The 26,858-nt window shown below is 62.0% G+C and carries 25 protein-coding genes; 8 read left to right on the top strand and 17 right to left on the bottom strand.

The window, feature by feature from the left end; translation table 11 throughout:
- Positions 1 to 34: 34 nt before the first annotated feature.
- The 5 genes from AC07Y2_RS04010 to leuS form a co-directional block, all read right to left on the bottom strand.
- Positions 35 to 1,357, bottom strand: a complete 1,323-nt coding sequence (locus AC07Y2_RS04010) for a lytic murein transglycosylase (RefSeq protein WP_039771851.1) — start codon at positions 1,355 to 1,357, stop codon at positions 35 to 37.
- A gap of 61 nt (positions 1,358 to 1,418) precedes the next feature.
- Positions 1,419 to 1,583 carry an alternative ribosome rescue factor ArfA gene (gene arfA, locus AC07Y2_RS04005; RefSeq protein ID WP_007958672.1) on the bottom strand — a complete coding sequence of 55 codons (165 nt, stop codon included), beginning with the start codon at positions 1,581 to 1,583 and terminating at the stop codon, positions 1,419 to 1,421.
- A 142-nt stretch (positions 1,584 to 1,725) separates the two neighbouring features.
- On the bottom strand, positions 1,726 to 2,763 hold the full coding sequence (gene holA, locus AC07Y2_RS04000) for a DNA polymerase III subunit delta (RefSeq protein WP_039771848.1): 1,038 nt from the start codon (positions 2,761 to 2,763) through the stop codon (positions 1,726 to 1,728).
- Between the two features lie 39 nt (positions 2,764 to 2,802).
- On the bottom strand, positions 2,803 to 3,408 hold the full coding sequence (locus tag AC07Y2_RS03995) for an LPS-assembly lipoprotein LptE (RefSeq protein WP_039771846.1): 606 nt from the start codon (positions 3,406 to 3,408) through the stop codon (positions 2,803 to 2,805).
- Between the two features lie 87 nt (positions 3,409 to 3,495).
- Positions 3,496 to 6,102, bottom strand: a complete 2,607-nt coding sequence (gene leuS / locus AC07Y2_RS03990) for a leucine--tRNA ligase (protein ID WP_103385489.1) — start codon at positions 6,100 to 6,102, stop codon at positions 3,496 to 3,498.
- A gap of 254 nt (positions 6,103 to 6,356) precedes the next feature.
- Here leuS and AC07Y2_RS03985 point away from each other — a divergent pair, with 254 nt between their 5' ends.
- Together AC07Y2_RS03985 and AC07Y2_RS03980 are read left to right on the top strand one after the other, a co-directional pair.
- On the top strand, positions 6,357 to 6,680 hold the full coding sequence (locus tag AC07Y2_RS03985) for a hypothetical protein (protein ID WP_039771843.1): 324 nt from the start codon (positions 6,357 to 6,359) through the stop codon (positions 6,678 to 6,680).
- 105 nt (positions 6,681 to 6,785) lie between these two features.
- Positions 6,786 to 7,565, top strand: a complete 780-nt coding sequence (locus AC07Y2_RS03980; RefSeq protein ID WP_074691573.1) for a YdcF family protein — start codon at positions 6,786 to 6,788, stop codon at positions 7,563 to 7,565.
- Positions 7,566 to 7,600: 35 nt separating this feature from the next.
- Here the strand turns inward: AC07Y2_RS03980 and lnt are convergent, their stop codons facing one another.
- The 5 genes from lnt to miaB form a co-directional block, all read right to left on the bottom strand.
- Complete coding sequence (gene lnt / locus AC07Y2_RS03975) at positions 7,601 to 9,124, bottom strand: apolipoprotein N-acyltransferase (protein ID WP_103385488.1); 1,524 nt, start codon at positions 9,122 to 9,124, stop codon at positions 7,601 to 7,603.
- A gap of 14 nt (positions 9,125 to 9,138) precedes the next feature.
- Entirely contained in the window at positions 9,139 to 9,978 is an 840-nt protein-coding gene (locus AC07Y2_RS03970) for a CorC family transporter (RefSeq protein ID WP_007909641.1), read from the bottom strand.
- A gap of 5 nt (positions 9,979 to 9,983) precedes the next feature.
- On the bottom strand, positions 9,984 to 10,478 hold the full coding sequence (gene ybeY / locus AC07Y2_RS03965; RefSeq protein ID WP_007958682.1) for an rRNA maturation RNase YbeY: 495 nt from the start codon (positions 10,476 to 10,478) through the stop codon (positions 9,984 to 9,986).
- Positions 10,471 to 11,475 carry a PhoH family protein gene (locus AC07Y2_RS03960; RefSeq protein WP_011336084.1) on the bottom strand — a complete coding sequence of 335 codons (1,005 nt, stop codon included), beginning with the start codon at positions 11,473 to 11,475 and terminating at the stop codon, positions 10,471 to 10,473. The genes ybeY and AC07Y2_RS03960 overlap by 8 nt, the downstream gene beginning before the upstream one ends.
- 123 nt (positions 11,476 to 11,598) lie before the next feature.
- Complete coding sequence (gene miaB / locus AC07Y2_RS03955) at positions 11,599 to 12,927, bottom strand: tRNA (N6-isopentenyl adenosine(37)-C2)-methylthiotransferase MiaB (protein WP_103385487.1); 1,329 nt, start codon at positions 12,925 to 12,927, stop codon at positions 11,599 to 11,601.
- A gap of 132 nt (positions 12,928 to 13,059) precedes the next feature.
- On the opposite strand from miaB, the gene AC07Y2_RS03950 reads away from it, so the two are divergent.
- Positions 13,060 to 13,389 carry a DUF1820 family protein gene (locus tag AC07Y2_RS03950; protein ID WP_007958692.1) on the top strand — a complete coding sequence of 110 codons (330 nt, stop codon included), beginning with the start codon at positions 13,060 to 13,062 and terminating at the stop codon, positions 13,387 to 13,389.
- 98 nt (positions 13,390 to 13,487) lie between these two features.
- Here AC07Y2_RS03950 and AC07Y2_RS03945 read toward each other — a convergent pair whose 3' ends face one another.
- From AC07Y2_RS03945 to AC07Y2_RS03930, 4 genes are all read right to left on the bottom strand, one after another.
- Positions 13,488 to 14,042 carry a tetratricopeptide repeat protein gene (locus tag AC07Y2_RS03945; protein WP_039771834.1) on the bottom strand — a complete coding sequence of 185 codons (555 nt, stop codon included), beginning with the start codon at positions 14,040 to 14,042 and terminating at the stop codon, positions 13,488 to 13,490.
- 226 nt (positions 14,043 to 14,268) lie between these two features.
- Positions 14,269 to 15,552 carry a glutamate-1-semialdehyde 2,1-aminomutase gene (gene hemL / locus AC07Y2_RS03940; protein WP_007958695.1) on the bottom strand — a complete coding sequence of 428 codons (1,284 nt, stop codon included), beginning with the start codon at positions 15,550 to 15,552 and terminating at the stop codon, positions 14,269 to 14,271.
- A 10-nt stretch (positions 15,553 to 15,562) separates the two neighbouring features.
- Complete coding sequence (gene thiE, locus AC07Y2_RS03935; RefSeq protein ID WP_103385486.1) at positions 15,563 to 16,186, bottom strand: thiamine phosphate synthase; 624 nt, start codon at positions 16,184 to 16,186, stop codon at positions 15,563 to 15,565.
- A 24-nt stretch (positions 16,187 to 16,210) separates the two neighbouring features.
- Positions 16,211 to 17,008: a hydroxymethylpyrimidine/phosphomethylpyrimidine kinase gene (locus AC07Y2_RS03930; protein ID WP_039771996.1), complete on the bottom strand. Its 798-nt coding sequence runs from the start codon at positions 17,006 to 17,008 to the stop codon at positions 16,211 to 16,213.
- A 304-nt stretch (positions 17,009 to 17,312) separates the two neighbouring features.
- Between AC07Y2_RS03930 and AC07Y2_RS03925 the strand changes: the two genes are divergently transcribed.
- The 4 genes from AC07Y2_RS03925 to AC07Y2_RS03910 all read left to right on the top strand — a co-directional run bounded on the left by AC07Y2_RS03925 (position 17,313) and on the right by AC07Y2_RS03910 (position 23,673).
- Entirely contained in the window at positions 17,313 to 19,661 is a 2,349-nt protein-coding gene (locus AC07Y2_RS03925) for a hybrid sensor histidine kinase/response regulator (RefSeq protein ID WP_103385485.1), read from the top strand.
- Between the two features lie 95 nt (positions 19,662 to 19,756).
- Positions 19,757 to 21,406, top strand: coding sequence for an acyl-CoA dehydrogenase family protein (locus AC07Y2_RS03920; RefSeq protein ID WP_103385484.1), 1,650 nt, complete (start codon positions 19,757 to 19,759; stop codon positions 21,404 to 21,406).
- Between the two features lie 59 nt (positions 21,407 to 21,465).
- Positions 21,466 to 22,965 carry an AMP nucleosidase gene (gene amn, locus AC07Y2_RS03915; RefSeq protein WP_011336076.1) on the top strand — a complete coding sequence of 500 codons (1,500 nt, stop codon included), beginning with the start codon at positions 21,466 to 21,468 and terminating at the stop codon, positions 22,963 to 22,965.
- 72 nt (positions 22,966 to 23,037) lie between these two features.
- Entirely contained in the window at positions 23,038 to 23,673 is a 636-nt protein-coding gene (locus AC07Y2_RS03910; protein WP_039771829.1) for a pseudouridine synthase, read from the top strand.
- On the opposite strand, the gene AC07Y2_RS03905 is transcribed toward AC07Y2_RS03910, so the two are convergent.
- The gene (locus tag AC07Y2_RS03905) at positions 23,668 to 23,877 is read right to left on the bottom strand and encodes a DUF2788 domain-containing protein (protein ID WP_003228500.1); all 210 of its coding nucleotides are present in this window, start codon (positions 23,875 to 23,877) and stop codon (positions 23,668 to 23,670) included. The genes AC07Y2_RS03910 and AC07Y2_RS03905 overlap by 6 nt on opposite strands.
- Before the next feature lie 106 nt (positions 23,878 to 23,983).
- A complete protein-coding gene (locus tag AC07Y2_RS03900; RefSeq protein ID WP_007909658.1) occupies positions 23,984 to 24,463 on the bottom strand; it encodes an Lrp/AsnC family transcriptional regulator in 480 nt (159 codons plus the stop codon).
- Between the two features lie 455 nt (positions 24,464 to 24,918).
- Between AC07Y2_RS03900 and AC07Y2_RS03895 the strand changes: the two genes are divergently transcribed.
- The gene (locus AC07Y2_RS03895) at positions 24,919 to 25,953 is read left to right on the top strand and encodes a DUF6515 family protein (RefSeq protein ID WP_103385483.1); all 1,035 of its coding nucleotides are present in this window, start codon (positions 24,919 to 24,921) and stop codon (positions 25,951 to 25,953) included.
- Here the strand turns inward: AC07Y2_RS03895 and AC07Y2_RS03890 are convergent.
- A complete protein-coding gene (locus AC07Y2_RS03890; protein ID WP_074691557.1) occupies positions 25,947 to 26,843 on the bottom strand; it encodes a cation diffusion facilitator family transporter in 897 nt (298 codons plus the stop codon). The genes AC07Y2_RS03895 and AC07Y2_RS03890 overlap by 7 nt on opposite strands.
- Positions 26,844 to 26,858: the final 15 nt, after the last annotated feature.

Genomic DNA, 26,858 nt, shown 5'->3' with positions numbered 1-26,858 from the left:
ACCGCCGCCTGAAGAGGCGGCGGTCTTTTTGTTTTTACTGGTTGCGCAGGCTTTCCAGCAGCTTGTGCGTCGGATAACCGTCCGCCGGCCAGCCAAATGACTGCTGCGCAGCGCGAATCGCCTTGCGCGTATTGGCCCCGATGATCCCGTCGGCGGTGCCTGCGTCGTAGTTTCGCGCGGTCAGCAGGTTTTGCAGTTCGATCCGCTCGGTGCGGCTCAACGGCAGGTCGTCTTTTGGCCAGGTGCCATTGATGAGGCCGGCGCCGTTGAAGCGCTCGGACAACAGGCTGACGGCCAGTGCGTAGGACGACGAGTTGTTGTACTTGAGGATCGCCCGGAAGTTATCGAGGATCAGGAACGCCGGGCCACGGTAGCCAGCCGGCAGCAGCAGGGCGGCGGACAGTTGCTCGGAGCCGGCCGGCACCTGGCCGCCGTTCGGCAGGATCACGCCCAGTTGCCGCCATTCAGCGACGCTCTTGCGAATCGCGCCATCGGCCAGGGTGTAGTTGAAACTGCTCGGCAGTTGCACTTCGAAGCCCCACGGCTGGCCACGCTGCCAGCCGGAGCTTTGCAGGTAATGCGCGGTGGAGGCCAGGGCGTCAGCCGGGCTGCCCCAGATGTCGCGGCGACCGTCACCGTCGAAGTCCACGGCGTGGGTGTTGTAGGTGGTCGGGATGAACTGGGTCTGGCCCATTGCGCCGGCCCAGGAGCCGAGCATTTTCTCCGGGGTGATGTCGCCCTGTTGCAGGATCTGCAGCGCCGCAATCAGCTGAGCATGGGCAAAGCCCGGACGGCGGCCTTCATAGGCCAGAGTGGCCAGCGAGTTGATCACCGACTTGCTGCCCTGGAACTGGCCGAAGTTGCTTTCCATCCCCCACACCGACACCAGCGCCTGGCGATCGACGCCATAACGCTGCTCGATGCTTTGCAGAATGTCGGCGTACTGGCTGATCAGTGCCTGGCCTTTGCGCACGCGCAACGGCGACAGTGCGCCATCCAGGTATTCCCAGACCGGCCGGGCGAATTCCGGCTGGCTGCGGTCGGCGCGAATTACGCTGGCATCGAAGCTGACATTGGCGAATGCGCGGTCGAACAGGTCGGCACGAATGCCGGCGGCCAGAGCGTCCTTGCGGAAACCAGCCTGCCATTCGGCAAAGGTCTGGGTCGGTTGCAGGTCGAGATCGTCACCGGACGGCACTACCGGCGGGATGACCGCTGGGGCTGTGGCAACGGGGACGGTCTGAAGCGGTTGAGCGTCAGCGGCGGTGGGTTTTTCCGCGCAAGCGACGAGCAATACGAAGCTGGAGGCAGCGATCAGTTGGCGAAAGGGCCAACGACGGGAAAGACTGAGGGGCATGCACGGGTCCAGGGAATACGAATCAGGTGCAGACCTTAACATGAGGAAGGGGTGCTGCGCTTTAAGCGGCCAGAAAGTAAGAAGCCTCCCAGCTGTCAGACTGGAAGGCTTCGCGGCGGTAGCTGCCTTTACCCTTGGTTGGTCGTTCCTGGCGGCTGCGGAACAGGGGTTGGGCGACGATGGATTTGGCCTTGTTGTGGCCATGTTTCGATGGCTTTTTACTCATGATGATTCTCTCGATTGAGTGAGGTTTTGCGCGGCAGATAATCTGCCGATCCAGAGCGTCTGTCTATAGGACCGACGGTGGGATGTTCTGTAGGAAATGGACTCGGTAAAAAAAACGGGATCACAGCGCGCGATCCCGGATTTCATTCGGCAGGCAACGTCAGGCGCTGACCAGCCATCAGCAGCGCCAACCGGCTCAGGCTCATCCACGGCGAGCCCGCCGCCTGGCCCTTGATCTGTGCATCGATGCGCTGGGCTTCGAGCAGCAACTGCGCCCAGCGTTGCGCCGAGTAGCGTTGCAAGGCCTTGCTCATCAGCGGTTTGCGCTTGTCCCAGACCGGCGGCTTGGCCTGACTGAAGCATTTGTCCAGCGGTGTGCCCTGGCTGTATTGCAACGAGATGTTGGCCAGCAGCCGTAACTCCCGAGCCAGGGCCCAGAGGATCACCGGCGGCTCGACCCCTTCACCGCGCAGCCCTTCGAGCATGCGCAGGGCGTGGGCCGGTTCGCCGTTGAGCACTGCATCGGTCAGGCCGAACACGTCGAAGCGCGCACTGTCGGCCACGGCCGCCTGTACGGTTTCGATGGTGATCTGCCCGCCCTCGGCCATCAGCTTGAGCTTTTCGATCTCTTGCGCAGCGGCGAGCAGGTTGCCTTCGACCCGCGCGGCAATCAGTTCGACTGCGTCCTGACTGGCCGACAAGCCGGCCTGGGACAGGCGCTGACGAATCCAGCTCGGCAGCTGGTTGGCGTCCACCGGCCAGATCTGCACGAACTGGGTCTGCTGACCTTCGACCAGCGCCTTGCCCCACTTGGTTTTCTGCGCGCTACCGTCCAGCTTCGGCAGGCTGATCAACAGCACCGTGTCTTCAGCCGGGCGCGAGCAGTATTCGATGAGTGCGGCAGCGCCCTTGTCACCGGGCTTGCCCGAAGGCAGGCGCAGTTCCAGCAGGCGTTTTTCGGCGAACAGCGACATGCTGGCGCCGGCCTGCAGCAACGTCCCCCAATCGAAATTGGCGTCGGCGGCAAAGACCTGGCGTTCATCGAATCCTTGCTGGCGGGCAGCGGAGCGAATGGCGTCGGCGGCTTCCTGACACAGCAGCGGGTCATCGCCGCTGATGATGTAGACCGGCGCAAGAGCGCCTTGCAGGTGTTTGCCGAGTTGGGCGGGAGCGAGCTTCATAAGAGAGGGCGAACGGGGCGCCTGAGCGCCCCGAACGTCTTACTGCTGCGGCAGTTCGAGCGGCGACTGACGCGGGGTTTCCGCTTCAGCCTTCTGTGCCGCTTCGAGGGCGTCGGCCTCTGCCTTGGCACGGGCATTGGCGGTTTGCTGCAGAGCGTCCAGCTGTGCCGGCGTCAGCTGTTGCAGACGCAGCATCATGCGCTGTACCAGCTCGCGGCGGGTTTCACGGCGTGCATCGTTGGCTTCCTGGTCGGAACCCACCAGGTTGTTGCCGTCGTGGATGAACACTTTCTGCACTTCAAGCTTGTCGCTTTTGAGCAACAGGTCCTTTTCGCCGCGGATATCGTAGGTCAGCACGGTGCTCACCTGATATTCGCCAGTACGACCGGCGCCCGCGTAGCTGAGGATGCGCTGGCTTTCCTGCTCATCGGACAGGTAAAGCTTGTACGGCGCACCGGAAACGACCTTGACGCCGCTGGCCTCCAGCACCTGACGCAGTTGCGTCACGGTTTCGCCGTAGGCGTTGCGGGCGCTCAGATCGAGCTCCTTGATCGACAGTTCGTTGGTGCCGGTACCACGCAGCTGGAAACCGCAGGCGCTCAACAGGACGGCGAGGCCCATCACCAGCAGATTGCGTTTGATCATTGTGTTGCTCCCCTTGAAACCATGTGGGCCGACTCTGTGGCCCGAAAGGTTTTACTGGGCGTCAGGCACACCTGACGCCCGATCCAATTAGCTGGCGACGATATTGACCAGTTTCCCGGGCACTACGATCACTTTGCGAATCGTCAGGCCGTCAACGAAACGCAGTACGTTCTCGTTGGCACGGGCTGCCGCTTCGACTTCTTCACGGGTGGCGGCGGCCGGCATTTCGATCTGGCCACGCAGCTTGCCGTTGACCTGGATCACCAGGGTCAGGCTGTCCTGAACGAGTGCGCTTTCATCCACCACTGGCCAGCCGGCGTCGATCACAGGGTCGGCGTGGCCCAGTTGATTCCACAGTTCGTGGCAAATGTGCGGGGTGATCGGAGCCAGCAACAGCGTAACGGCTTCCAGACCTTCCTGAACCAGCGCGCGATCCTGTTCGGTGGATTGTGCTGCTTTTTCCAGCACGTTCATCAGCGTCATCACCTGGGCGATGGCGGTGTTGAATTTGTGGTTCTGGCCAACATCGTGGCTGGCCTGCTTGATGGCCTGGTGAATCGCGCGACGAACGGCTTTCTGCTCGTCGTTCAGGCCGGCGATGTCCAGTTTGCCCGGCAGGCCCTGAGTGACGTGGGCCTGAGCCAGACGCCAGACGCGCTTGAGGAAGCGGTGCGAACCTTCAACGCCGGAGTCGGACCACGCGGCGCTCATGTCGGGCGGCGAGGCGAACATCATGAACAGGCGGCAGGTGTCCGCGCCGAACTGGTCGATCATCGATTGAGGGTCGACGCCGTTGTTCTTCGACTTGGCCATTTTCTCGGTGCCGCCGATTTCCACCGGCAGACCGTCGGTTTTCAGTCTGGCGCTGGTGACGTTGCCCTTGCCGTCGCGTTCGAGATCGACGTCCGCCGGGTTGAACCAGGTGTAGGCGCCGTTGGCTTCGCGGCGATAGTAAGTCTCGGCAATCACCATGCCTTGAGTCAGCAGGTTCTTGAACGGCTCGTTGGAGCTCACCAGGCCTTCGTCGCGCATCAGCTTGTGGAAGAAGCGCGCGTAGAGCAGGTGAAGAATGGCGTGTTCGATACCGCCGATGTACTGATCCACCGGCAACCAGTGGTCGGCCGCGGATCTTTCCACCAGACCGCCTTCGAAGTGCGGCGAGGCGTAACGGGCGTAGTACCAGGACGACTCGACGAAAGTGTCCATGGTGTCGGTTTCACGCTTGGCAGGCTGACCGCATTTCGGGCAGCTGCACTCGTAGAACTCGGGCATGCGCGCCAGCGGCGAACCGGCGCCGTCCGGCACCACGTCTTCCGGCAGGACGACAGGCAATTGATCTTCCGGCACCGGCACGTCACCGCAGGCATCGCAGTGGATGATCGGGATCGGGCAGCCCCAGTAGCGCTGGCGGCTGATGCCCCAGTCGCGCAGGCGGAACTGGGTGCGCGAGGCGCCCAACTCTTTCTTGATCAGGGCGACTTCCATGGCGTCGAACGCGCCAGCGAAGTCCAGGCCGTCGAACTCGCCGGAGTTGATCAGCGTGCCGTGCTCGCCGTAGGCGTCTTGCCATGGCGCCGGGTTGGTTTCACCGGAGCTGGTGCGAACCACCGATTTGACCGGCAGGTTGTACTTGTGGGCGAACTCGAAGTCGCGCTCGTCGTGCGCCGGCACAGCCATGACCGCGCCGTCGCCGTAGTGCATCAGTACATAGTTGGCGACCCACACCGGCAGTTTTTCGCCGGTCAGCGGGTGCTCGACGAACAACCCGGTCGGCAGGCCTTTCTTCTCTTGAGTGGCGACGTCGGCTTCGGCGACGCTGCCGCCCTTGCATTCGGCGATGAACGCTTGCAGCTCAGGGTTGTTCTTCGCGGCGAGAGCGGCCAGGTGGTGCTCGGCAGCCACGGCGACATAAGTCGCGCCCATCAAGGTATCCGGACGGGTGGTGAAGACTTTCAGGGTGCCGCTTTCGCCGATCGAGTCAACGTTGTACGGGAATTGCACTTCCATCCCGCGCGACTTGCCGATCCAGTTGCGCTGCATGGTCTTGACCTGCTCGGGCCAGCCGGTCAGTTCGTCGAGGCTCTCCAGCAGCTCATCCGCGTAGGCGGTGATCTTGAAGTAGTACATCGGAATTTCGCGCTTTTCGATCAGCGCGCCGGAACGCCAGCCGCGACCGTCGATCACCTGTTCGTTGGCCAGAACGGTCTGGTCGATCGGGTCCCAGTTCACGGTGCCGTTCTTGCGATAGATCACGCCTTTTTCGAACAGGCGAGTGAACAGCCATTGTTCCCAGCGGTAGTAATCCGGTTTGCAGGTGGTGACTTCGCGCGACCAGTCCACCGCCAGGCCCAGGCTGCGCAGCTGGGATTTCATGTAGGCGATGTTTTCGTAGGTCCACTTGGCCGGGGCCACGTTGTTCTTCATCGCGGCGTTTTCCGCCGGCATGCCGAAGGCGTCCCAACCCATCGGTTGCAGAACGTTCTTGCCGAGCATGCGCTGGTAGCGGGAGATCACGTCGCCGATGGTGTAGTTGCGCACGTGCCCCATGTGTAGCTTGCCGCTGGGGTAAGGGAACATCGACAGGCAGTAGTAGGTTTCCTTGCCTGGCTGTTCACTGACTTCAAAGGACTTTTGCTCGTCCCAGAACGATTGGGCGGCGGCTTCGATTTCACGGGGCTGATATTGTTCGTGCATGGCTACTTTTGTACTGGATAGGGGTGGCCTAATCCTCTTCAATGCGACGTCCCGGGCATGTCGGACGAGCTGGAAGTGGAGTTACAGGAAGCGCCGTAGCATACATGACCGCGCTTGGCCTAGGGAAACCCTGATTGCAGCCGTTTGACCGGCCGAAATTGCGGCGAGGGCCGTTGGTCGCGGCACGCAGCCGGTTTGTGCAGCGAAGCTAAGCTCTAACTGGGGAGTGAGTCTTATCTTCAATGAGGTGAGGGATGGTGGAGTCACAGCAAAAAAACGTTACCAAACCCGAGTTGTACGAGCGGTTGATCGATCGTCTTGGGATGGCCCTGGACGCGGCAAAAACCGCTGGAAGGCTGCGCGACGAGCGCCCCCTGGAGCTGGAATTGCGTGGCTTGAGTCCCGCCGAGTTCAAACTGGTCAAGGCCTATCTGGATCGCAGTGAGCGTGAAACCCACGGATACCTGTCACAAGCAGTGAAACAGCTCGATGCTGCCCATTCGGCCAAGGTCATCTGGCTCAAGGACAAGGCACCCGGCAGAGACGCCGTCAAAGTGCGGACTCTGCAGGCCAAGTAAACGCATGGCAGGTCAAAAAGCAGATCTTTTTCAACGGGATCCGACCCTACTGGTTGTCGCGCTGTATCAACCCACTTAGGCTTCGGGCATCTCTGGAGATGCTCGATGCCTTTTCGTTATTTCATTAAACAACTTCTATTGCCGCCAGGCCTTCTTTTGCTGCTGTTGCTGGCGGCCTGGTGGCTGCGTCGCTCGCGGCCACGGCTGGCCGGGCTGTGCTTTGCCCTGGGTTTTGGCGGCTTCTTGCTGATGAGTCTGCCGGTGGTCGTGCAGTGGGGCGCCAAAGCTCTGGAACGTGAGCCGCCGCTGGCCCGGGAAGCATGGGCAAGCCTGGCGCAGCGCGCCGATGCGATTGTGGTGCTGGGCTCAGGACGCGAGCGCGGCGATCTGGCCTGGGGCGAAGATCAGCCGACCGGTGTTGGACTGGAGCGCCAACGTTACGCGGCGCGACTGGCCAAGGCGTCGGGGTTACCGATTCTGACCAGTGGTGGCCTGCATTACGGTACGCCGCCGACCGAGGCGAAGCTGATGGCGGATTCGCTACGCGATGACTTCGGCGTGACCGTGCGCTGGCAGGAAGGGGAAAGCCGAACCACGTGGGAAAACGCCGAATTCAGCGCCAAAGTGCTGTTGCCGGAAGGCGTCAAACGCATCGTGCTGGTGACCCAGGCCTGGCACATGCCGCGAGCGGTGTGGAGTTATCAACAGGCTGGATTTGAAGTGGTGCCGGCGCCGGTCGGTTTCCTCGGCACGGACAATGCACGACCGTTCGGCGGCTGGCTGCCGGAATTCAAGTCGATCTGGCAGAGCGGGCAATTGATGAACGAGGCGGTGGGGCAAATCGGCTATTCGCTGTTCTATCGAAGGGATGACCGCGCCGAATGATCACTCCCGCGCAAGACGCGGGAGTGAACAGGTTTTCAGAGCGTCTTGGACATCCGGTTGGTCATCAGCGCCCAGCCAAACAGCACCACGCACAGGATGATCAGCGGCCACGAGCGCCATTGCAGATACGGCGTCAGGTTGTGCATCGGCACCACTTCGCCGTAGAGCACGCCCTGTTCGAACTGCGGAATTCGTTCGGTGATCTGGCCGAACGGATTGATCAACCCGGTCACGCCGTTGTTGGTCGCGCGAATCATCCAGCGTCCGGCTTCAAGCGCGCGCATCTGCGCCATTTGCAGGTGTTGCAGCGGGCCGATCGACGTACCGAACCAGGTGTCGTTGCTGATCGTCAGCAGCAGATCGCTGCGTGCCGCCAGGCCTGCGGCGAATTCCGGATACACCACTTCGTAGCAGATGAACGGCGCGATCTGGTAGCCCTTCGCTTGCAACAGCGCCTGATCGGCAGGGCCGCGGGCGAAGTCGGACATCGGCAGGTCGAAGAACGCGATCAGCCCGCGCAGGATGTCCTGCAACGGTACGTATTCGCCGAACGGCACCAGTTTCTGCTTCAGATAAGTGCCATCGCCTTCGCCGACTACGGTGATGCCGTTGAAGAAGCGTTTTTCGTGACGGACCATTTCGCGGATCGGCACGCCGGTGATCAGCGCCGATTTACGCTCGGCGGCGAAGTTGCCCATCATGGTCAGGTAGCCCTCGGCTGACTCCTTGAGCACCGGCACGGCGGTTTCCGGCCAGATCAAAAGATCCACCGGTTTGGAGCGGAAACTCAGATCGCGGTACAGCGCCAGTTGCGCGTTGAGCTCGGCCGGGTCCCATTTCATGCTTTGCGCGACGTTGCCCTGGATGGCGGCAACGGTCAGCGGCGCGCCGGCCGGGCTGGTCCAGGTATGGCCCTTGAGCGCAATGCCCGCCGCCCACGGCCCGATCAGCAATACCAGGCCGGCAGCGATGAAGGCTTTGCGGCGGGTTTGCAGCAGGCGCGGTGCGTTGTAGATCAGTGCAGCGGTCAGTGCGAGGACGAACGACACCAGCCACATGCCGCCCACCGGCGCGAGTCCGGCCAGCGGGCCGTCGAGCTGGCTGTAACCGGAATACAGCCACGGGAAACCGGTGAGGAACCAGCCACGGAAAGCTTCCTGGCCGACCCACAATGCCGCAAACGCCAGGGCGTCGGCCACCGGCGCTTCGTTACGCCGCAACCAGCGCGCCCACAGCCAGGCGGGAAGGGCGAAGAACCAGGCAATGGCCGCCGTGAAGATCAGCATCAGGAAACCGGCCAGCAGCACCGAAGCGCCGCCGAAGTGGTGGATGCTGTAATAGATCCAGCTGGTGCCGGCGCCAAACAGGCCGAAACCGAAGCACCAGCCACGACCCAGTGCCTGACGCGGGCTCAACTCGCGCAGGCCGGCATAGAACAGGCCGACCGCCAGCAGGGCCAGCGGCCAGAGATCGAACGGTGCCAGCGCGAAGGTGGTGATTGCACCGGCCACCACGGCCAGCAGGTTACCGGGCCAGCCGGGGCGGGTTGTCCAGCGCATTTCAGTCCTTAGAATTAACGAGCAATGGGCGTCAGTCGCAGCAAATGAATCCGACGGCTGTCGGCGTTCAGGATGCGGAAGCGATAGGCGCCGATTTCAGTGATTTCGTTGCGTTTTGGCAAGTGCCCGAACGCGCTCATCACCAGCCCGCCGACGGTGTCGAACTCATCGTCGGAGAATTCGCTGTCGAAGAACTCGTTGAAGTTCTCGATCGGCGTCAGGGCCTTGATCAGGAAATCACCGCTGGGCAGCGGCTTGATGTAGCTGTCTTCTTCGACGTCGTGCTCGTCTTCGATGTCGCCGACGATTTGCTCGAGCACGTCTTCGATGGTCACCAGACCGGCCACACCGCCGTATTCGTCGATCACGATGGCCATGTGGTTGTGGTTGGCGCGGAACTCACGCAGCAACACGTTCAGGCGCTTGGACTCCGGCACGAAGGTGGCCGGGCGCAGCAGGTCCTTGATGTTGAAGCTGTCGCCGTTCTCCTTGAGGATCAGCGGCAGCAGATCCTTGGCCAGCAGCACGCCCATCACGTCGTCATGGCTTTCGCCGATGACCGGGTAGCGCGAGTGGGCCGAGTCGACCACGGCGGGGAGGAATTCGCGGGGTGTCTGGGTCGCCTTGATGCTGATCATCTGCGAGCGCGGCACCATGATGTCGCGAACCTGCAGGTCAGCCACCTGGATGGCGCCTTCGACGATGGCCAGCGCTTCGCTGTCCAGCAGTTTGTTCTGATGTGCATCGCGCAGCAGCTCAAGCAGCTCCTGGCGGTTCTTCGGCTCGTGGGCAAAAGCCTGGGTCAGTTTACCCAGCCATGACTTTTGCCCGTTGCTCGATCGATCTTCGCTCATAGCGATTACTCTGAATCCTTTGTCGTAACAGTAGGGGATGTTTCGGTTTCGTCGTCCGCGTACGGATCGGGATAACCCAGTTCGGCAAGCAACTCGCGTTCCAGTGCTTCCATTTCCTCGGCTTCCTCGTCATCTATATGGTCGTAACCCAGCAGATGCAAGCAGCCGTGAATGACCAGATGTGCCCAGTGGGCCTTTAGTTCCTTGCCCTGTTCGGCGGCTTCGCGCTCGACCACGGCCACGCAGATCACCAGATCGCCCAGCAATGGAATGTCGAGAAACTCGTCAGGCACTTCGGCGGGAAAGGACAGGACGTTGGTCGCGTAATCCTTGTGCCGCCAGGTGTGATTCAGTTCGCGACCTTCTTCCTCGTCGACCAGACGAATGGTCATTTCCGAGTCGGCTGTGCGCTGGCGCAGGGCCAGTTCGCACCATTGGCGGAACTCGGCTTCGGTCGGCGCAGACGCTTCGGTCGCGATTTGCAGGTCAAGCTCAAGCATCGTGGCGAGTGTCCTTTGGCGCTTCGTCGGCCAAGCGCGTCTCGAAGCGCTCGTAGGCTTCGACGATGCGTTGCACCAATGGATGGCGCACCACGTCTTTGGGCTGGAAGTGGGTGAAGCTGATGCCCGGCACATCTTTCAGGACTTCGATGACGTGATGAAGTCCGGATTTGGTGCCGCGCGGCAGGTCGACCTGGGTGATGTCGCCGGTGATCACGGCCGTAGAGCCGAAACCGATCCGGGTCAGGAACATCTTCATCTGCTCGACGGTGGTGTTCTGGCTCTCGTCGAGAATGATGAAGCTGTTGTTCAGCGTGCGACCGCGCATGTAGGCCAGTGGCGCGACTTCGATCACCTGACGCTCGATCAGCTTGGCCACGTATTCGAAGCCGAGCATTTCATAGAGCGCGTCGTAGAGCGGGCGCAGGTAAGGGTCGATCTTCTGCGACAGGTCGCCGGGCAGGAAGCCGAGTTTTTCACCCGCTTCGACCGCCGGACGCACCAGCAGAATGCGGCGGATCTGCTCGCGCTCCAGGGCATCGACGGCGCAGGCCACGGCCAGATAGGTCTTGCCGGTACCGGCCGGGCCGATGCCGAAGTTGATGTCGTTGCCAAGGATTTCTTTCACATAGCGCAGCTGATTCAGGCCGCGTGGGCGAATCATGCCCTTCTTGGTGCGCAGGGCGACGGAGGCTTCGGCGGGGGCGTGGTTGTCCAGTTGCTCGACGGCCGATTCCTGGAGGAACAGGTGCACCGTATCCGGCGACAGCTCTGAACCCTTGGTTTCCCGGTACAGGCGGCGAATCAGGTTTTCCGCGGAAGTGGTGTGCTTGGGTTCGCCGATCAGCTCGAACTGATTGCCGCGGTTGCGGATCTCGATGGCCAGGCGCTGTTCGATCAGCCGCAGGTGCTCGTCGAACTGCCCGCACAGATTGGCGAAGCGGCGAGCCTCAAAGGGCTCGAGGATAAAACGATGTGGTTCGATGGGTGCGTTCAAGGTCGTATTTAGCCGCCCTGGGGCAATTAGGATGAAATCAAGGATAACGCCAGCGGCGTGGGTGCGAAAGCTCTTAAAAAGCCTTGCATCGATTCAGCCGTCTGGCGGGGTCTCCTTGCGGTGTTACTGGATCAGCGAGCCGCGCAGCGAGTGCGGTTGCGCCGCGTCGATGTGGACGTCGGCGAACTGGCCGATCAGGGTCGGATTATCGCAGCGGAAGTTGACGATACGGTTATTCTCGGTGCGCCCTTGCAGCTCGCCCGGGTCTTTCTTCGAATAATCGGTCACCAGAATCCGCTGGATCGAGCCGACCATTTGTCGGCTGATCTCGAACCCTTGCTGGTTCAAGCGATGCTGCAAGGCGTTCAGACGTTCTTTCTTCAGTTCTTCCGGGGTGTCGTCGGCCAGGTCGGCGGCCGGGGTGCCCGGTCGCTGGCTATAGACAAACGAGTAGGAAAAGTCGAAACCGACGTCGGCAATCAGCTTCATGGTCTGTTCGAAGTCTTTCTCGGTTTCCCCCGGGAAGCCGACGATGAAGTCCGAACTGATGCAGATCCCCGGTACGGCGGCGCGCAATTTGCGCAGCTTGGATTTGTATTCCAGCGCCGTGTGGTTGCGTTTCATCGCGGCCAGGATCCGGTCCGAACCCGACTGCACCGGCAAGTGCAGGTGCTTGACCAGTTCCGGCACTTCGGCGTGGGCCTGGATCAGGCTGTCGGAGAACTCCAGCGGGTGCGAGGTGGTGTAGCGGATGCGGTCGATGCCGTCGACTGCCGCGACGACGCGGATCAGTTCCGCCAGGTCCGCCAGGCGACCATCGTGGGTCAGGCCGCGATAGCCGTTGACGTTCTGCCCCAGCAGGGTCACTTCACGCACGCCGTGTTCGGCCAGGTGGATGATCTCGGCGATCACGTCGTCGAACGGCCGGCTGACTTCTTCGCCGCGGGTGTAAGGCACCACGCAGAAGGTGCAGTACTTGCTGCAGCCTTCCATCACTGACACATAGGCGCTCGGGCCGTCGATGCGCGGCTCGGGCAGATGGTCGAATTTTTCGATTTCCGGGAACGAGACGTCGACTTGCGGCAGCTTGCTGATGCGCGCGGCGTCGATCATTTCCGGCAGACGGTGCAGGGTCTGCGGGCCGAACACCACGTCGACGTACGGCGCGCGATCACGGATCGCCGCGCCTTCCTGGCTGGCCACGCAACCGCCGACGGCGATCACCATGTCCGGGTTGGCCAGTTTCAGTTCGCGCCAGCGGCCGAGCTGGGAATACACCCGGTCCTGGGCGCGTTCGCGGATCGAGCAGGTGTTGAGCAGGATCACGTCGGCATCTTCGGCGCGCGCCGTGACTTCCAGGGCCTGGTGTTCGCCCAGCAGATCGACCATGCGCGAGCTGTCGTACTCGTTCATCTGGCAACCGTGGGTTTCGATGTAAAGCTTCTTGGCCATGGAATAGGGTCGTCACGTGGTTCAAAGAACCGCGCATTATAGGGAACATGTCCCCAGGTTCCTACCGCTGTGCGTCCGGTGGCTATGCTATAGTTCGCGCCCTCATTTTTACCCCGATGCTGTCTGCCCGCCATGACCAAACGCGAAGCTCCAATCTACAAGGTGATTTTCCTCAACCAGGGCCAGGTGTTCGAAATGTACGCCAAGCAGATCTATCAAAGTGATCTGTGGGGCTTTCTGGAAGTGGAAGAGTTCGTCTTTGGCGAGCGCACGCAAGTGGTCGTCGACCCGAGCGAAGAAAAGCTCAAGGCGCAGTTCGAAGGCGTGGTGCGCAGCTTTGTGCCGATGCACTCGATCGTGCGCATCGACGAGGTCGAGCGACTGGGGACGCCGAAGATCAGCGAAGCCCGTGGCGGCGTTGGCAACGTGATGCCGTTTCCGGTGCCGATGCCCGAGAAGTAAAACCGGACTTTATGGAAGTGATCGTTCCCATGCTCTGCGTGGGAATGCCGCCTTCGACGCTCCGCGTCGGTGACGCAAAGCGCGAGAACTATCGTTAGTCAGGGCAGGGGCGAAAACGGTGTACGCCCGTCGGCGCTCTGCAGTTCCATCAGGTATTTACGGAATATTTGCCCGAGCACCTGGGTCGCGGTTTCCAGGTCTTCGCGGGGCATTTTTTCGGCCACTTCGTCAGCCGTGTCCAATGCCTCTTCAGCACCGTTGACCGCCGCCATCTTCAGCACGATGTAGGCCTGAATGTTGTTGGCCTGCACGCCTTCGCCGTGGAAGAACATGGTGCCGAGCTTGAATTGCGCCTGGGCGTGGCCTTGCAGCGAGGCCTTTTCGAAATAGCTCAGGGCTTGATTGAGGTCGCGCGGCGCATTCTTGCCGTCGTAGTAGAACTCACCCAACTCGTATTGCGCTTGCGCATCCCCCTCGTCCGCCGCTTTCTGGCAGGCGGCCAGTGCCTGCGTGACGTCTTGCGGCTGAGTATTGAGGGTGCAGCGACCCATCGCCGGGATCAACAACGAGTTGCCGCCTGCTTGTGCATGTGCGAGCAGCGGCTGAAGGAGCAACAGGCAGCCCAAGGCAAGGGTGCGGCCGGTGCGGTTCATGGGAATCGACTTACCTCTGAAGGGCGCGCGGACCCGTCGAGGGATCCAATAAGCGCGCATTATGAAATAAGCAGGGCCATCCTTACAAAGTCTTTACTCGATTTTCTGCTGCGCGGGAAATATATCGCCCACTTTATGAGAGATTTTTGGCAGGCGTGTCGGAAAAGGCGTGCGGGTGTAGGAGAACGCTGACGCTGGCAATGGCCAACGTCAGCGGCGGGGCGTTTTACTTCAACCTGGCGAAGGCGCGTTCGGCGGCGTCGAGGGTCAGTTTCAGCTCGGCTTCGCCATGGGCGATCGAGGTGAAACCGGCTTCGAAGGCGCTCGGTGCCAGGTACACGCCACCTTCCAGCATCAGGTGGAAGAAGCGGCCGAACAGCGCTGCATCGCTGGCCATCACGTCTTCAAACGTAACAATGTCGTCGGCACCGCTGAAGTACAGACCGAACATGCCGCCCGCCTGGGTGGTCACGAACGGAATGCCGGCGGCATCGGCGCGCTGTTGCAGGCCGTCGAGCAGGCGCGTGGTGTAGTCGGTCAGCTCGGCGTGGAAGCCCGGACGGCTGATCAGGCGCAGGGTGGTCAGGCCGGCGGCCATCGCCAGCGGGTTGCCCGACAGGGTGCCTGCCTGATAGACCGGGCCCAGCGGCGCGATGCGCTCCATGATCGAGCGTTTGCCGCCGAAGCAGCCGACCGGCATGCCGCCGCCGATGATCTTGCCGAAGGTGGTCAGGTCCGGGGTTACGCCGTAGTAAGCCTGGGCACCGCCGAGGGCGACGCGGAAACCGGTCATCACTTCGTCGAAAATCAGCACCACGCCGTGCTTGTCGCACAGGCTGCGCAGGCCTTCGAGGAAACCCGGCGCCGGCGGTACGCAGTTCATGTTGCCGGCCACTGGCTCGACGATGATGCAGGCGACGTCCTGTCCGACTTCGGCGAGCATTTTTTCAACCGCGTCGATGTCGTTGAACGGCAGGGTCAGGGTGTGTTTGGCGAACGCTGCGGGTACGCCGGCAGAGCTTGGTACGCCCTGGGTCAGTGCGCCGGAACCGGCCTTGACCAGCAGACTGTCGGAGTGGCCGTGGTAGCAGCCTTCGAACTTGATGATGCTGTCACGGCCGGTGAAACCACGGGCCAGACGGATCGCACTCATGGTCGCTTCGGTGCCGGAGCTGACCATGCGCACCATCTCCATCGATGGCACCAGCGAGCAGACCAGATCGGCCATCTCGGTTTCCATCGCGGTCGGCGCGCCGTAGGACAGGCCGTGTTGCAACTGGTTGCGCACCGCATCCAGCACGTCCGGGTGGCTGTGGCCGAGGATCATCGGACCCCAGGAGCCGACGTAATCCACATAACGCTTGTCGTCTTCGTCAGTGACGTAGGCGCCTTCGGCGTGCTTGAAGAACAGCGGCGTGCCGCCAACGCTCTTGAACGCGCGAACCGGCGAGTTCACGCCACCGGGAATGTGTTTCTGGGCGTTGGCAAACAGGGTTTCGGAACGAGACATGATCGGGCTCTCAGACTTTTAGTAATTCATTGAAGGCGCGGGCGCGGCGGGTCACTTCGGCGCTGCTGTCGGCGCCGAACAGGCCATGGACCACGGCCAGCAGATCGACACCGTGGGCCACCAGTGGCGCAGCGTTGTCGAGGGTGATGCCGCCGATCGCGCAGATCGGCAGGTGCAGGGTGCGTTTGGCCTCGTCGAGCAGATCGAGGCTGCAACTCGGTGCACCGGGTTTGGTACTGGAATTGAAGAAGCGACCGAAGGCGACGTAACTCGCACCTTCCTTGGCGGCCTGTTCGGCCAGTTCAAGCTGCGCGTGGCAGGTCGAACCGATGATCGCCTTGGAACCGAGCAGGGCGCGGGTCGGCGACAGCGGGCCGTCGGTCTGGCCCAGGTGCACGCCGACGTTCAGGCGCGCGGCCAGTTCGGCATCATCGTTGATGATCAGTTGCGTCTTGTAGCGCTCGCACAGATCGCGCAGGGCTTCGGCCTCACGCAGACGGCGGGCCTCGTCGCTGCTCTTGTCGCGGTATTGCAGCAGGGTGACGCCGCCTTCCAGCGCCGCCTCCACGTAGGACAGAAACTTGCCGGCCAGCAACTGGCTGTCGGTGATGGCATACAGGCCACGTAGTTTCATCGCGCAGACCTCAGGCTCGAAACATCAGGAACAGAAATCCAGCGGCAGACGACGCGGCACGAACTGGCCTTTGCCCAGCTGTTCGGCATCGCGCAGGGTGCGCCAGGTGTAATCCAGCGCAGTACGCACCGCGCTGGCGAGGTTTTCGCCCAGTGCCAGGCGGCCGGCGAGGGTGCTGGCCAGAGTGCAGCCGGAACCGTGATAGCTGCCCGGCAGGCGCTGGCACTTGAAGGTTTCGCGCAGGCCGTCGCGGCTGTACAGGCGATTGTGGATTTCGGTTTCGTCGCCGTGACCGCCGGTGATCAGCAGGTTCTTGATGAACGGCAGGAGTTTTTCAGCGCACTCGTCCGCGGTGCCTTCCGGCAGTTCGGCAAGGATCCGGGCTTCGGGAAGGTTGGGGGTGGCGATGATCGACAGCGGCAGCAGGCGTTCGCGCATGGCGTAGCCGACTTCGTCCTTGCCCAGGCGTCCGCCGCCGCCGGCACGCAGCACCGGGTCGCAGACCACTGGCAAGTGCGGATGCGCCTGGAGCAGTTCGACGACGGTGTCGACCATTTCCAGGGAACCGAGCATGCCCAGTTTCACCGCCGCGACTTCGGAGTCGTTGAGCACGGCATTGGCCTGGGCCAGTACCCACTCACGGTCGAGGACGCGAAAGTCAGTGACGTTGACCGTGTCTTGCACGGTCAGGGCTGTGACGGCCGGAGCCGCATGGCAACCCTGAGCGAGCAGGGCTTCGATATCTGCCTGCAGGCCGGCGCCACCACTGGGGTCGTGGCCGGAGAGACAGAGGACAACGGGGCGTGAGCTGTAGATATTCATGGTGCGCGAGCTTACCACCAAACCTGTTTTCCGGGTGTTGTGGCGCAGTGCGCGGCCGATAACACGGGTAGCGAGATCCACAGCGCTTGTCACAATCTGACCGAGCCAACAGCTCTAGTCCGGTGTTTTGCTCTGGAACGCCCGTTCTAGAGCCTTTGTAGGAAAAATTTCCATGGTGCTCAATGGCCATCAACGGCTATGCTAGAGTGGATCCAAACCAATAACAGGTAATACCGGTTTTACGTCATCTCAAAGGGAATGGGGGGCTTCCTGACACAACCGGCCAAGCCACGCTGGGGCTTCAATGCGCTATTTGTTGATGATGTTGTTCTGTTTGCCCCTCCTGGCAAACGCCGTCGAATTCGACGAGTTCACCCAGAGCCTCCCGCTGGGTCGATCCCTGCAAGTGTTCGAAGACCCGAGCGGTCAGGCGAGCATTGCCGACGTCCGCGCGCAAGCCGCCGCCGGAAACTTCAAACCCCATGACAAAGCCACGCTCAATGCCGGTTATTCGCGCTCGGCGTTCTGGCTGAAGATCGACCTGCATTACCGCCCGACCAACCCGTCGGCGCAACGCAGCTGGCTGCTGGAACTGGCGTATCCGCCGCTCGATCATCTCGATCTGTATCTGCCCGATGCGGCCGGTGACTACCGTCTGGTGCGGCAGACCGGGGACGCCTTGCCGTTCGCTAGTCGCGAGATCCGTCAGAACAATTACCTGTTCGACCTGGCGTTCAAGCCGGATCAGCAACGAACCGTTTATCTGCGGTTGTCCAGCGAAGGTTCGATCCAGGCGCCGGTGACGTTGTGGTCGAGCACCGCGTACCTTGAAGACCAGCCGGTGCGCCTGTACGTGCTGGGGATCATTTATGGCGTGCTGCTGGGGATGCTGGTTTACAACCTGTTCATCTACCTCAGCGTGCGCGACACCAGTTACCTCTATTACATCTTCTATATCGCCTCGTTCGGCCTCTATCAGCTGTCGGTCAACGGCGCGGCGGTCGAGTATTTCTGGCCGGACAATCCATGGTGGGCCAACGCCGCCACGCCGTTCTTCATCGGATGTGCGGGGTTGTTCGGCAGCCAGTTCGCCCGCAGTTTCCTGCAGACGAAGAACCACAGCCGCTGGCTCGATCGTCTGTTGATCGCCCTGATTGTTTTTGGCGCCGTGGTGATCGGTCTGTCGTTGATGACCAGTTATGGCCTGGCCCTGCGTCTGGCGACGACCCTGGCCCTGACCTTCACCGTGGTGATCTTCGCCGCCGGGATCCTCGCCTGGTGGCGTGGCTTGCGGGTGGCGCGTTATTTCATCATTGCCTGGTCGGCATTCCTGATCGGCGGCATCGTCAACACCATGATGGTGCTGGGCCTGCTGCCAAATGTGTTCCTGACCATGTACGCCAGCCAGATCGGTTCAGCCATCGAAGTGGCGCTGCTGTCGCTGGCGCTGGCCGACCGCATCAACGCCATGCGCGAACAACAGGCGCAGACCCTGTTCGACGCCGGCCAGAAACTTGAAGTGCTGAACCAGCAACTGGCCCACAGCAACAAGCTCAAGGACGAATTCCTCGCGACTCTGACCCACGAACTGCGCACGCCGATGAACGGGGTGATCGGTTCGCTGGAGCTGATGCAGACCGTCGAACTCGATCCGGAACTGGAGCAATACCAGCAGACCGCCGCCGGTTCAGCGCGGGACATGATGCGCATGGTCAACGGCATCCTCACGCTGACCGAGTTGCAGGCCGGCAAGCTCAAGGCAACGCCCGGCAGTTTCAGCCTGCGCGGGGTGGTCGAGGCGTTGCGGATGCAGTTCGATGGCAATGCTTCGAGCAAGTCGCTGGACTTCAAGGTCGATGTGCTGCCGACCCTGCCGGATCGTCTGCATGGCGACAGCGCCAAACTCGCGCAATGCCTGGAGTGCCTGCTGGACAACGCGATCAAGTTCACCCGCGTAGGCGGCCTCGCCTTGCGGGTCACCGGCAAACCGTCGACGGACAATCGCCTGGCGCTGTCCTTCGCGGTGATCGACACCGGCATCGGTTTCACCGATCTGGGCGAGGCGACGATGTATCAGCGGTTCTTCCAGCTCGACGGTTCGATGACCCGCGAATACGGCGGGCTGGGCGTCGGTCTGGCGATCTGCCGTCAATTGGTGGAATTGCTCGGTGGCAAGCTCACGCACCGCTCCGAGCCGGGGCGCGGCAGCCGTTTTCAACTGGATGTCGAGTTTGAGTTGCCGGAAGTGGAAGCCGTGCCCGCGTTCAGCCGTGACACTGTGCGCGCGCCGCAGGATTGCACCGTGCTGCTGGTGGACGACAACAGCGTCAACCAACTGGTGATGCGCGGCATGTTGCTCAAGCTCGGATTTCGGGTGCGCACTGCCGACCACGGCGCGGCGGCGCTCGACTGTTTGCAGCGCGAGCGCTTCGATGCGGTGCTGATCGACTGCCAGTTACCGCCGCTCGACGGGGCATCGCTGTGTTGCCAGATCCGTGACCTGCCGGGATGCGCCCATTTGCCGGTGTTCATGATCGCGCTGGGGGCGGATCGCGAGCATTGCGCGTCGGGCGGCTCGATCGACTACCTGAGCAAACCGGTGAAATTCGAGGATCTGCAGGTGGCGATGCAGCGGCGGGTGTTGAGTTGCTGACAGGGTGAAAGCGCCGGTATTTAGGCCGATATGACACTTTGATCGGTTCCGGGGCGGTGCTTAACTGAAGCTCTGGCCGATCAAGGAGCCCCGTCATGAACCTGCATCAGTTCGCCGAAACCCACGAAGTCACCAACCAGCCACCGTCGCTCGACGGCACCAACCTCTACCGCATCGACCTGCCGTTGCAGGAGTGGTCGCAGCGGTTCGGCGCCGGTTGGGCCGAGTCGCGGATCGACGCTTACGGCGCCTTGGCCGGCGGCCCGTTGATGGAGGCCGGGTTCCTCGCCAATCAAAACAAACCGGTGTTTGCCAGCCATGACCGCTACGGTCATCGCATCGATCTGGTGGAATTTCACCCGGCGTATCACGAGCTGATGCGCACCGCTATCGAACATGGCTTGACCTCGCTGCCCTGGGCTCATCCACAGGATGGCGCCCATGTCGCCCGCGCCTCCATGACCTACCTGCACAGCCAGGCCGAGGCCGGCAGCGGTTGCCCGCTGACCATGACCTTCGCCAGTGTGCCGGCGATGCGTTTGCAGCCGAATCTGGCCGAACAGTGGCTGCCGAAAATCCTCGCCACCGAATACGACCCGCGCAATGTCGGCATGGCCCACAAGGCTGGCGTAACCATCGGCATGGCGATGACCGAGAAACAGGGCGGCACCGACGTCCGTGCCAACACCACCAAGGCTTATCCGGTCGGCGCCAGTGGCCCGGGCCAGGCTTATGAACTGGTGGGGCACAAGTGGTTCTGTTCGGCGCCGATGTGCGATGCGTTTCTGACGCTGGCGCAAACCGACAAGGGCCTGAGCTGTTTCCTGCTGCCGCGCCATCGCCCGGACGACACGCGCAATCAGTTCTATATCCAGCGCCTGAAAAACAAACTCGGCAACCAGTCCAATGCCTCCAGCGAAGTGGAGTTCCGTGGTGCGCTGGCGTGGATGGTCGGCGAGGAAGGACGCGGGGTGCCGACCATCATCGAGATGGTGGCCATGACCCGTTTCGACTGCATGGTCGGCTCCAGTTCGCTGATGCGTCAGGCGCTGACCCAGGCCAGCCATCACTGCGCCCATCGCAAGGTCGGCGGCAAACTGCTCAACGAACAACCGCTGATGCAGAACGTGCTGGCCGATCTGGCGCTGGAAAGCGAAGCCGCGCTGGCTCTGAGCCTGCGCATGGGCAAGGCGCTGGATCATCTGGACGACCGCCATGAAGCGCAGTTCGCCCGGCTGGTGACAGCGGTGGGCAAATACTGGATCTGCAAACGTGCGCCGGGGATGATCAACGAAGCCGCCGAGTGTATGGGCGGCGCCGGGTATGTCGAAGACAGCATCCTGCCGCGGCTGTACCGCGAAGCGCCGGTGAACTCGACGTGGGAAGGCTCTGGCAACGTGCAATGCCTCGATGTGTTGCGCGCCTTGTCGAAAGAGCCGGGTGTGCTTGACGTGTTGTTCAGCGAGTTGGGCGACGGCCATGGCGACAAGCGACTGGCCACGCACATCCAGCAATTGCAGGCGCAGTTCAAGGACACAAGCGACATTCAGTACCGCGCTCGGCAATTGACCGAAGACATCGCTTTGGGACTGCAAGCCAAGCTGCTGCTGGAGGCCGGGAATGCGGCGGTCAGCGATGCTTTTATCGCCAGTCGCCTGAGCGGTGGCGGTCGGGCCTACGGCGCGTTACCGCGTGGGCTGGATGTCGAGGCAATCGTCGCTCGCTCGACACCGCAAGGTTTCTGAAGGGGGATCGCGACAAAGCCACAACGCCACTGTTTCCGTGACGCCACGATGCAGGCAAGATGAAGCTCTGCAAGTCAGAACACAGGAAGCTGATCGTGACCGAAGCGTTTATTGTCGTTCAAACCGCCGAACAGGCCGTGGATCGTCTGGCCGAGCTGCATGAGCGGGCCACCACGGCGCTGAACTCGGCGCTCAAGCGTTATCTCAAGGATCGCGTCGAGCCCGACGCCGAGCAACGTGCCCTGTTCCGTTATCCCGAACTGCGTCTGACCTACCACTGCCAGGGTGAAGTCCCGCAGACCACCCGCGCCTACGCCAAGGTGCAGTTGCCGGGCACCTACAGCGTGACCGTTACCCATCCGAAGGCGTTTCGCAAATACCTGCTCGAGCAGCTCACGCCGCTGATGCACGACTTCACCGTGACTGTCGAAGTCGGAGTCAGCGGGCAGAACATTCCGTACCCGTACGTGGTCGAGCAGGGCGATGAACTGGCCGGCTCCGGTGTCACTGCCGCCGTGCTGGCGCGAGTGTTCCCGAGTACTGACCTGTCCGCCGCCACCGATGGCATCGCCGACGGCCTCTACGACTGGGAAAACACCGATCCACTGCCATTGGCGCTGTTCGATGCGGCCCGCGTCGACTTCTCGCTGCGTCGTCTGGTGCATTACACCGGCAGCGACTGGCGCCATGTGCAGCCGTGGATTCTGCTGACCAACTACCACCGTTATGTCGACCAGTTCATCGTCCATGGTCTGGAGCAACTGCGCCGCGACCCGCGCTTCGTGCGCATGGTGCTGCCGGGCAACGTGATCATCGAAAAAGGCATGGATCACGGCGAAGCCTCGGCGATTGCCGCCGGCGTGGTCTGGCACCGCTACCAGATGCCGGCCTATCACCTGATCGCCAGCGATGGCCACGGCGTGACCCTGGTGAACATCGGCGTCGGCCCGTCCAACGCCAAGAACATCACTGACCACCTGGCCGTGTTGCGTCCGCATTGCTGGCTGATGATCGGTCACTGCGGCGGCCTGCGTCAGTCGCAGACCATCGGCGACTACGTGCTGGCTCACGCTTATATGCGTCGCGACGGGATTCTCGACCGGGTGGTGCCACCGAATATTCCGATTCCGGCGCTGGCCGAAGTGCAACTGGCGCTGCAACAAGCGGCAGCCAATATCACCGGCGAGAAGGGCGAAGAGCTGAAGAAGCGCCTGCGCACCGGCACCGTGCTGACCTACGACGACCGTAACTGGGAACTGCGTTGGGCCCAGGAGCGACCGCTGATCAACCTGTCCCGCGCCGTGGCGGTGGACATGGAAAGCGGCACCATCGCCGCCCAGGGTTATCGCCTGCGAGTGCCGTACGGCACGTTGCTGTGCGTTTCGGACAAACCGCTGCACAGTGAAATCAAGCTGCCGGGTTCGGCCAACGCGTTTTACGAACGTGCGGTCAGTCAGCACTTGAAGATCGGCATCGAAGCGGTGGATCTGCTGCGCACCGAACTCAATTCGCTGCACTCGCGCAAACTGCGCAGCTTCGACGAGCCGCCGTTCCGCTAAAGGTTTGTCGTGGTCATTTGGCGGTCGGGGCACTAGCATTGTCAGCCCAGATCGCCAGATGTTGTTTTGCCCATGTCCCGTCCCCAACGTCCACCTTCTCGCCGCCCCGGCGTGAAGCCATCCTCTTCAGCCCCGCGCCGTGTCGCCAAGGCACCACCGGCCGAGCCGAAGCTGATCCTGTTCAACAAACCGTTCGATGTGCTGACGCAATTCAGCGACGGTGAAGGGCGGGCGACGCTCAAGGATTACATCGACATTCCGGGCATCTATCCGGCCGGGCGGCTGGATCGTGACAGCGAAGGTTTGCTGCTGCTGACCAACGATGGCCAGTTGCAGGCGCGGATCGCCGACCCCAAGCACAAGCTGGCGAAAACCTATTGGGTGCAGGTCGAAGGCGTGCCGACAGCCGAGCAGTTGCAGCGTCTGCGTGACGGCGTCGAGCTGAATGACGGCATGACCTTGCCCGCGCAAGCGCGGCAACTGGATGAGCCCGAGCTGTGGCCGCGCAATCCGCCGGTACGCTTTCGCGCAACGATTCCGACAACCTGGCTGGAGCTGGTGATTCGCGAAGGGCGCAACCGCCAGGTGCGGCGGATGACAGCGGCGGTGGGGCTGCCGACGTTGCGGCTGGTGCGGGTCAGGATTGGTGACTGGACGATCGAAGGGCTCGATCAGGGCCAGTGGAAAGAAGTGCCGGCGCGTTTATAAGGCGCCGGATTCGATCAGGCCGATCACCACGCTCTTGATGATGAACGCGGCCACGCCCAGGCCCAGCACGAAGAACAGAATGAACGAGCCGAAGCGCCCGGCCTTGGACTTCTTCGCCAGATCCCAGACGATGAAACCCATGAAAATGATCAGGATGCTGACAAGGCCAGTCATCATCCACTCTTCAAATACTGCTGGATCCATCGGGCATCTCCGGCGCTGCGCGGCTGAAAGGGCGGCCGGGAGTATACGCCAGCGGTGAACGACGCAGCATTGACCTGCGTCGGTGTGCCGCAGTCATTCGTCGATTTCAGCTGCGCAGATGAGTCAGCGGCAGTTCGGTGCTGTTGAGCACCTGATTCAGCACAAAACTCGAGCGCACGCTGGTTACGCCTTCGATCCGGGTCAGATGCCCCAGCAGCAGCTTCTGATAGTGATCCATGTCCGGCACCACCACTTTCAGTTGGTAGTCGGCATCCACGCCAGTCACCAGGCTGCATTCCAGCACTTGCGGCAAGGTGCGGATTGCGGCTTCGAAGTTCTCGAAACGCTCCGGCGTGTGGCGGTCCATGCCGATCAGCACGTAGGCGGTCAGGCTCAGGCCGAGCATCTTGCGATCGAGCAGGGCGACTTGACGGGAGATGTAGCCGTCATCCTCCAGTTGCTTGACCCGGCGCGAGCACGGGGAGGGCGACAGACCGATGCGCTCGGCCAGTTCCTGGTTGGAGATGCGGGCGTCGCGCTGCAATTCCGCCAAAATACTCAGGTCGTAACGGTCGAGTTTGCTCATCAAACGGTCCTTTGTCTTAACTATTGCGGCGGATTATCTATCCAGGGTTAAAAATTGCGCAAGTGATGTTTATTTGAGCAATCTTCGCAATCATCTGTCGCGGCTCCGGGCCTATTCTTATCACCAGAATCACTGCTCGGTAACACAGTCCACTGCGGCCCGCCCAATCCGGCCCGCCGCGGCCGCCACCCCCACCGGGGTTGTGCCGGCCCCCGAGCTGCACACTGTCCAGAAGACGGCGTGAGGTGAGCCGACGTCAAAAGCGTCGAGCCAGGACGAAGTTCTCTAGAAGGGAGGCCGACGGGTCTCCCTTTTTTCTTGCCCGCGATTTGGCCCATCTCGCTCAATAAATAAATGACGTGACTGATAACCTGTAGCAGAACCCGGTGTGTCCATCTCCGGTCTTAGCTACACGCCCTCTTAATTTCAGGCTCAAGTCCGCAGTGAGGAATTCCATGAAGTCGCGCATCTGGCGTCTGGCCAGTGTTGGTTTGCTGTGTGTGAGTGTCGGTGCGCAAGCGCTGGCGGATGAGCCGCAGAATCGCGGCCCCGACGGCGGCGGACGCGGGCCGGAGCATCAGGGCAACAATCAGGGGCATGGCGGCGGTGATCAGCAGCGCGGCCAGAACAGTCCGCAGCGGCAGAACAACGACATCATTCGTGGCGACAATAGCCGCCAGTTCGAGCACAACGGTCAGCAGAACCACGGTCAGTGGCAGAACCAGAACCAGCCACGTCCGGCCTATAACCCCAATCCGGTGCGCCAGCCGCCACCGCCGCCGCAATTGCCGGCCAACGATCTGCCGATCCAGCCGCGCCCCGACACCGTGCGCCAGACCCAGGAACCGCGTCAGGGTTACTACCGCGACGAGCGCCCGCAGAACGGTTATCACCAGAACTGGCAGACCGGCAACCGCCCCAACGACAACCGCTGGCCGGGTCGACCCGATGGGCATGGCAACGGCTGGGGCCCCGGTCCGCAATACCGGCCGGGTCATGTGATCGACCGTTTCCCGGATCGGGATTACCGCGTGCCGTATCGCGGCCAGGACTATTTCTACTCCGGCGGCTACTGGTATCGCCCGCAAGGCCCGCGCTACATCGTGGTTCAGCCGCCGCGCGGGATTCGCATCCAGTACCTGCCGGATTACGCTCGGGAAGTGTGGATCGGCGGCTCGCTGCTGTTCCTTGCCGCCGGCTCGTACTACGCCTATCAGGAAGCGACGCAGGATTACGTGGTGGTCGAACCGCCGGCGCAGCAGCCACCGCAGCCGACCGGCAATGGTTATGACGTGGAGGCGTATCCGGCCAACGGTCAGTCACCGGAGCAGGTTCAGCGCGACGGTTACGAGTGCTATCAGTACGCGGTGCAGCAGAGCGGCTTCAATCCGCGCACCGCGACTTACCAGCCGGCGCCCGAAGTGGTGCAGGCCTACCGCCAGGCCCAGGGCAATTGCCTGAGCAGTCGCGGTTATCAGGTCAACTACTGAGCCCGAGCGGCTTTGACCACTTCCTGCGGGTCGGCGTGCACCAGCACTTCTGCCCGTGGGTAGGCTTTGTGAATGGCATCCGCCGCCTGATCGCTGATGCCGTGAGCAACTGACAGCGTCAGCTCCCCCGGCAATTCCAGGTGCAATTGCACGAACCAGTGATTGCCGGAAATCCGCGTGCGCAAATCATGCGCGCCCAATACCCCCGGTACACCGCACGCCAGTTCGAGCATGTGCTGACTGACATCCGCCGGCAGCTCTTCATCCATCAGCACCGAAAAACTTTCCCGGGCGATCTGGATTGCGCTCCATAAGATGTAGGCAGCGATCCCCAGACCGAACCACGCATCCAGCTGATCGAAACCCAAACCGGCCAACACCAGCGCAATCAGAATGCTGCCGTTAAGCAACAGGTCCGAACGGTAATGCAGCGAGTCCGCCCGCACGGCGTTGGAGCCGGTCTGCTTGATGACCCGATGCTGCAGCATCAACAGTGCGACAGTCAGCAGCAGGGAAAATACGATCACACCAATGCTCAGCCACGGCGCGCCGAGTGGCTCGGGATGTTTCAGGCGCTCATAAGCCTGAAACGCGATCAGCACCGCACTGCCGCCAATGAACAGCGCCTGCGCCATGCCCGCCAGCGACTCGGCCTTGCCGTGGCCATAACGGTGATCGTCGTCCGCCGGACGCAGCGCGTAATGCACCGCCAGCAGATTGAGCAACGAAGTGACGCCATCGAGGGCCGAGTCGGTGAGGCCGGCGAGCATGCTCACCGAACCGCTCAGCCACCAGGCGATGGCTTTGGCGATAATCAGCGTACAGGCCACCGCCACCGAGGCGCGGGTCGCCAGCCGCAGCAGGCGGGCGTGTTCGGTGCTTGTGGTCATGGGGGCGTCAATTCC

This window comes from Pseudomonas sp. GW456-12-1-14-TSB6 (genome assembly GCF_059424205.1).
This window is presented reverse-complemented; position numbering and strand designations above follow the sequence as displayed.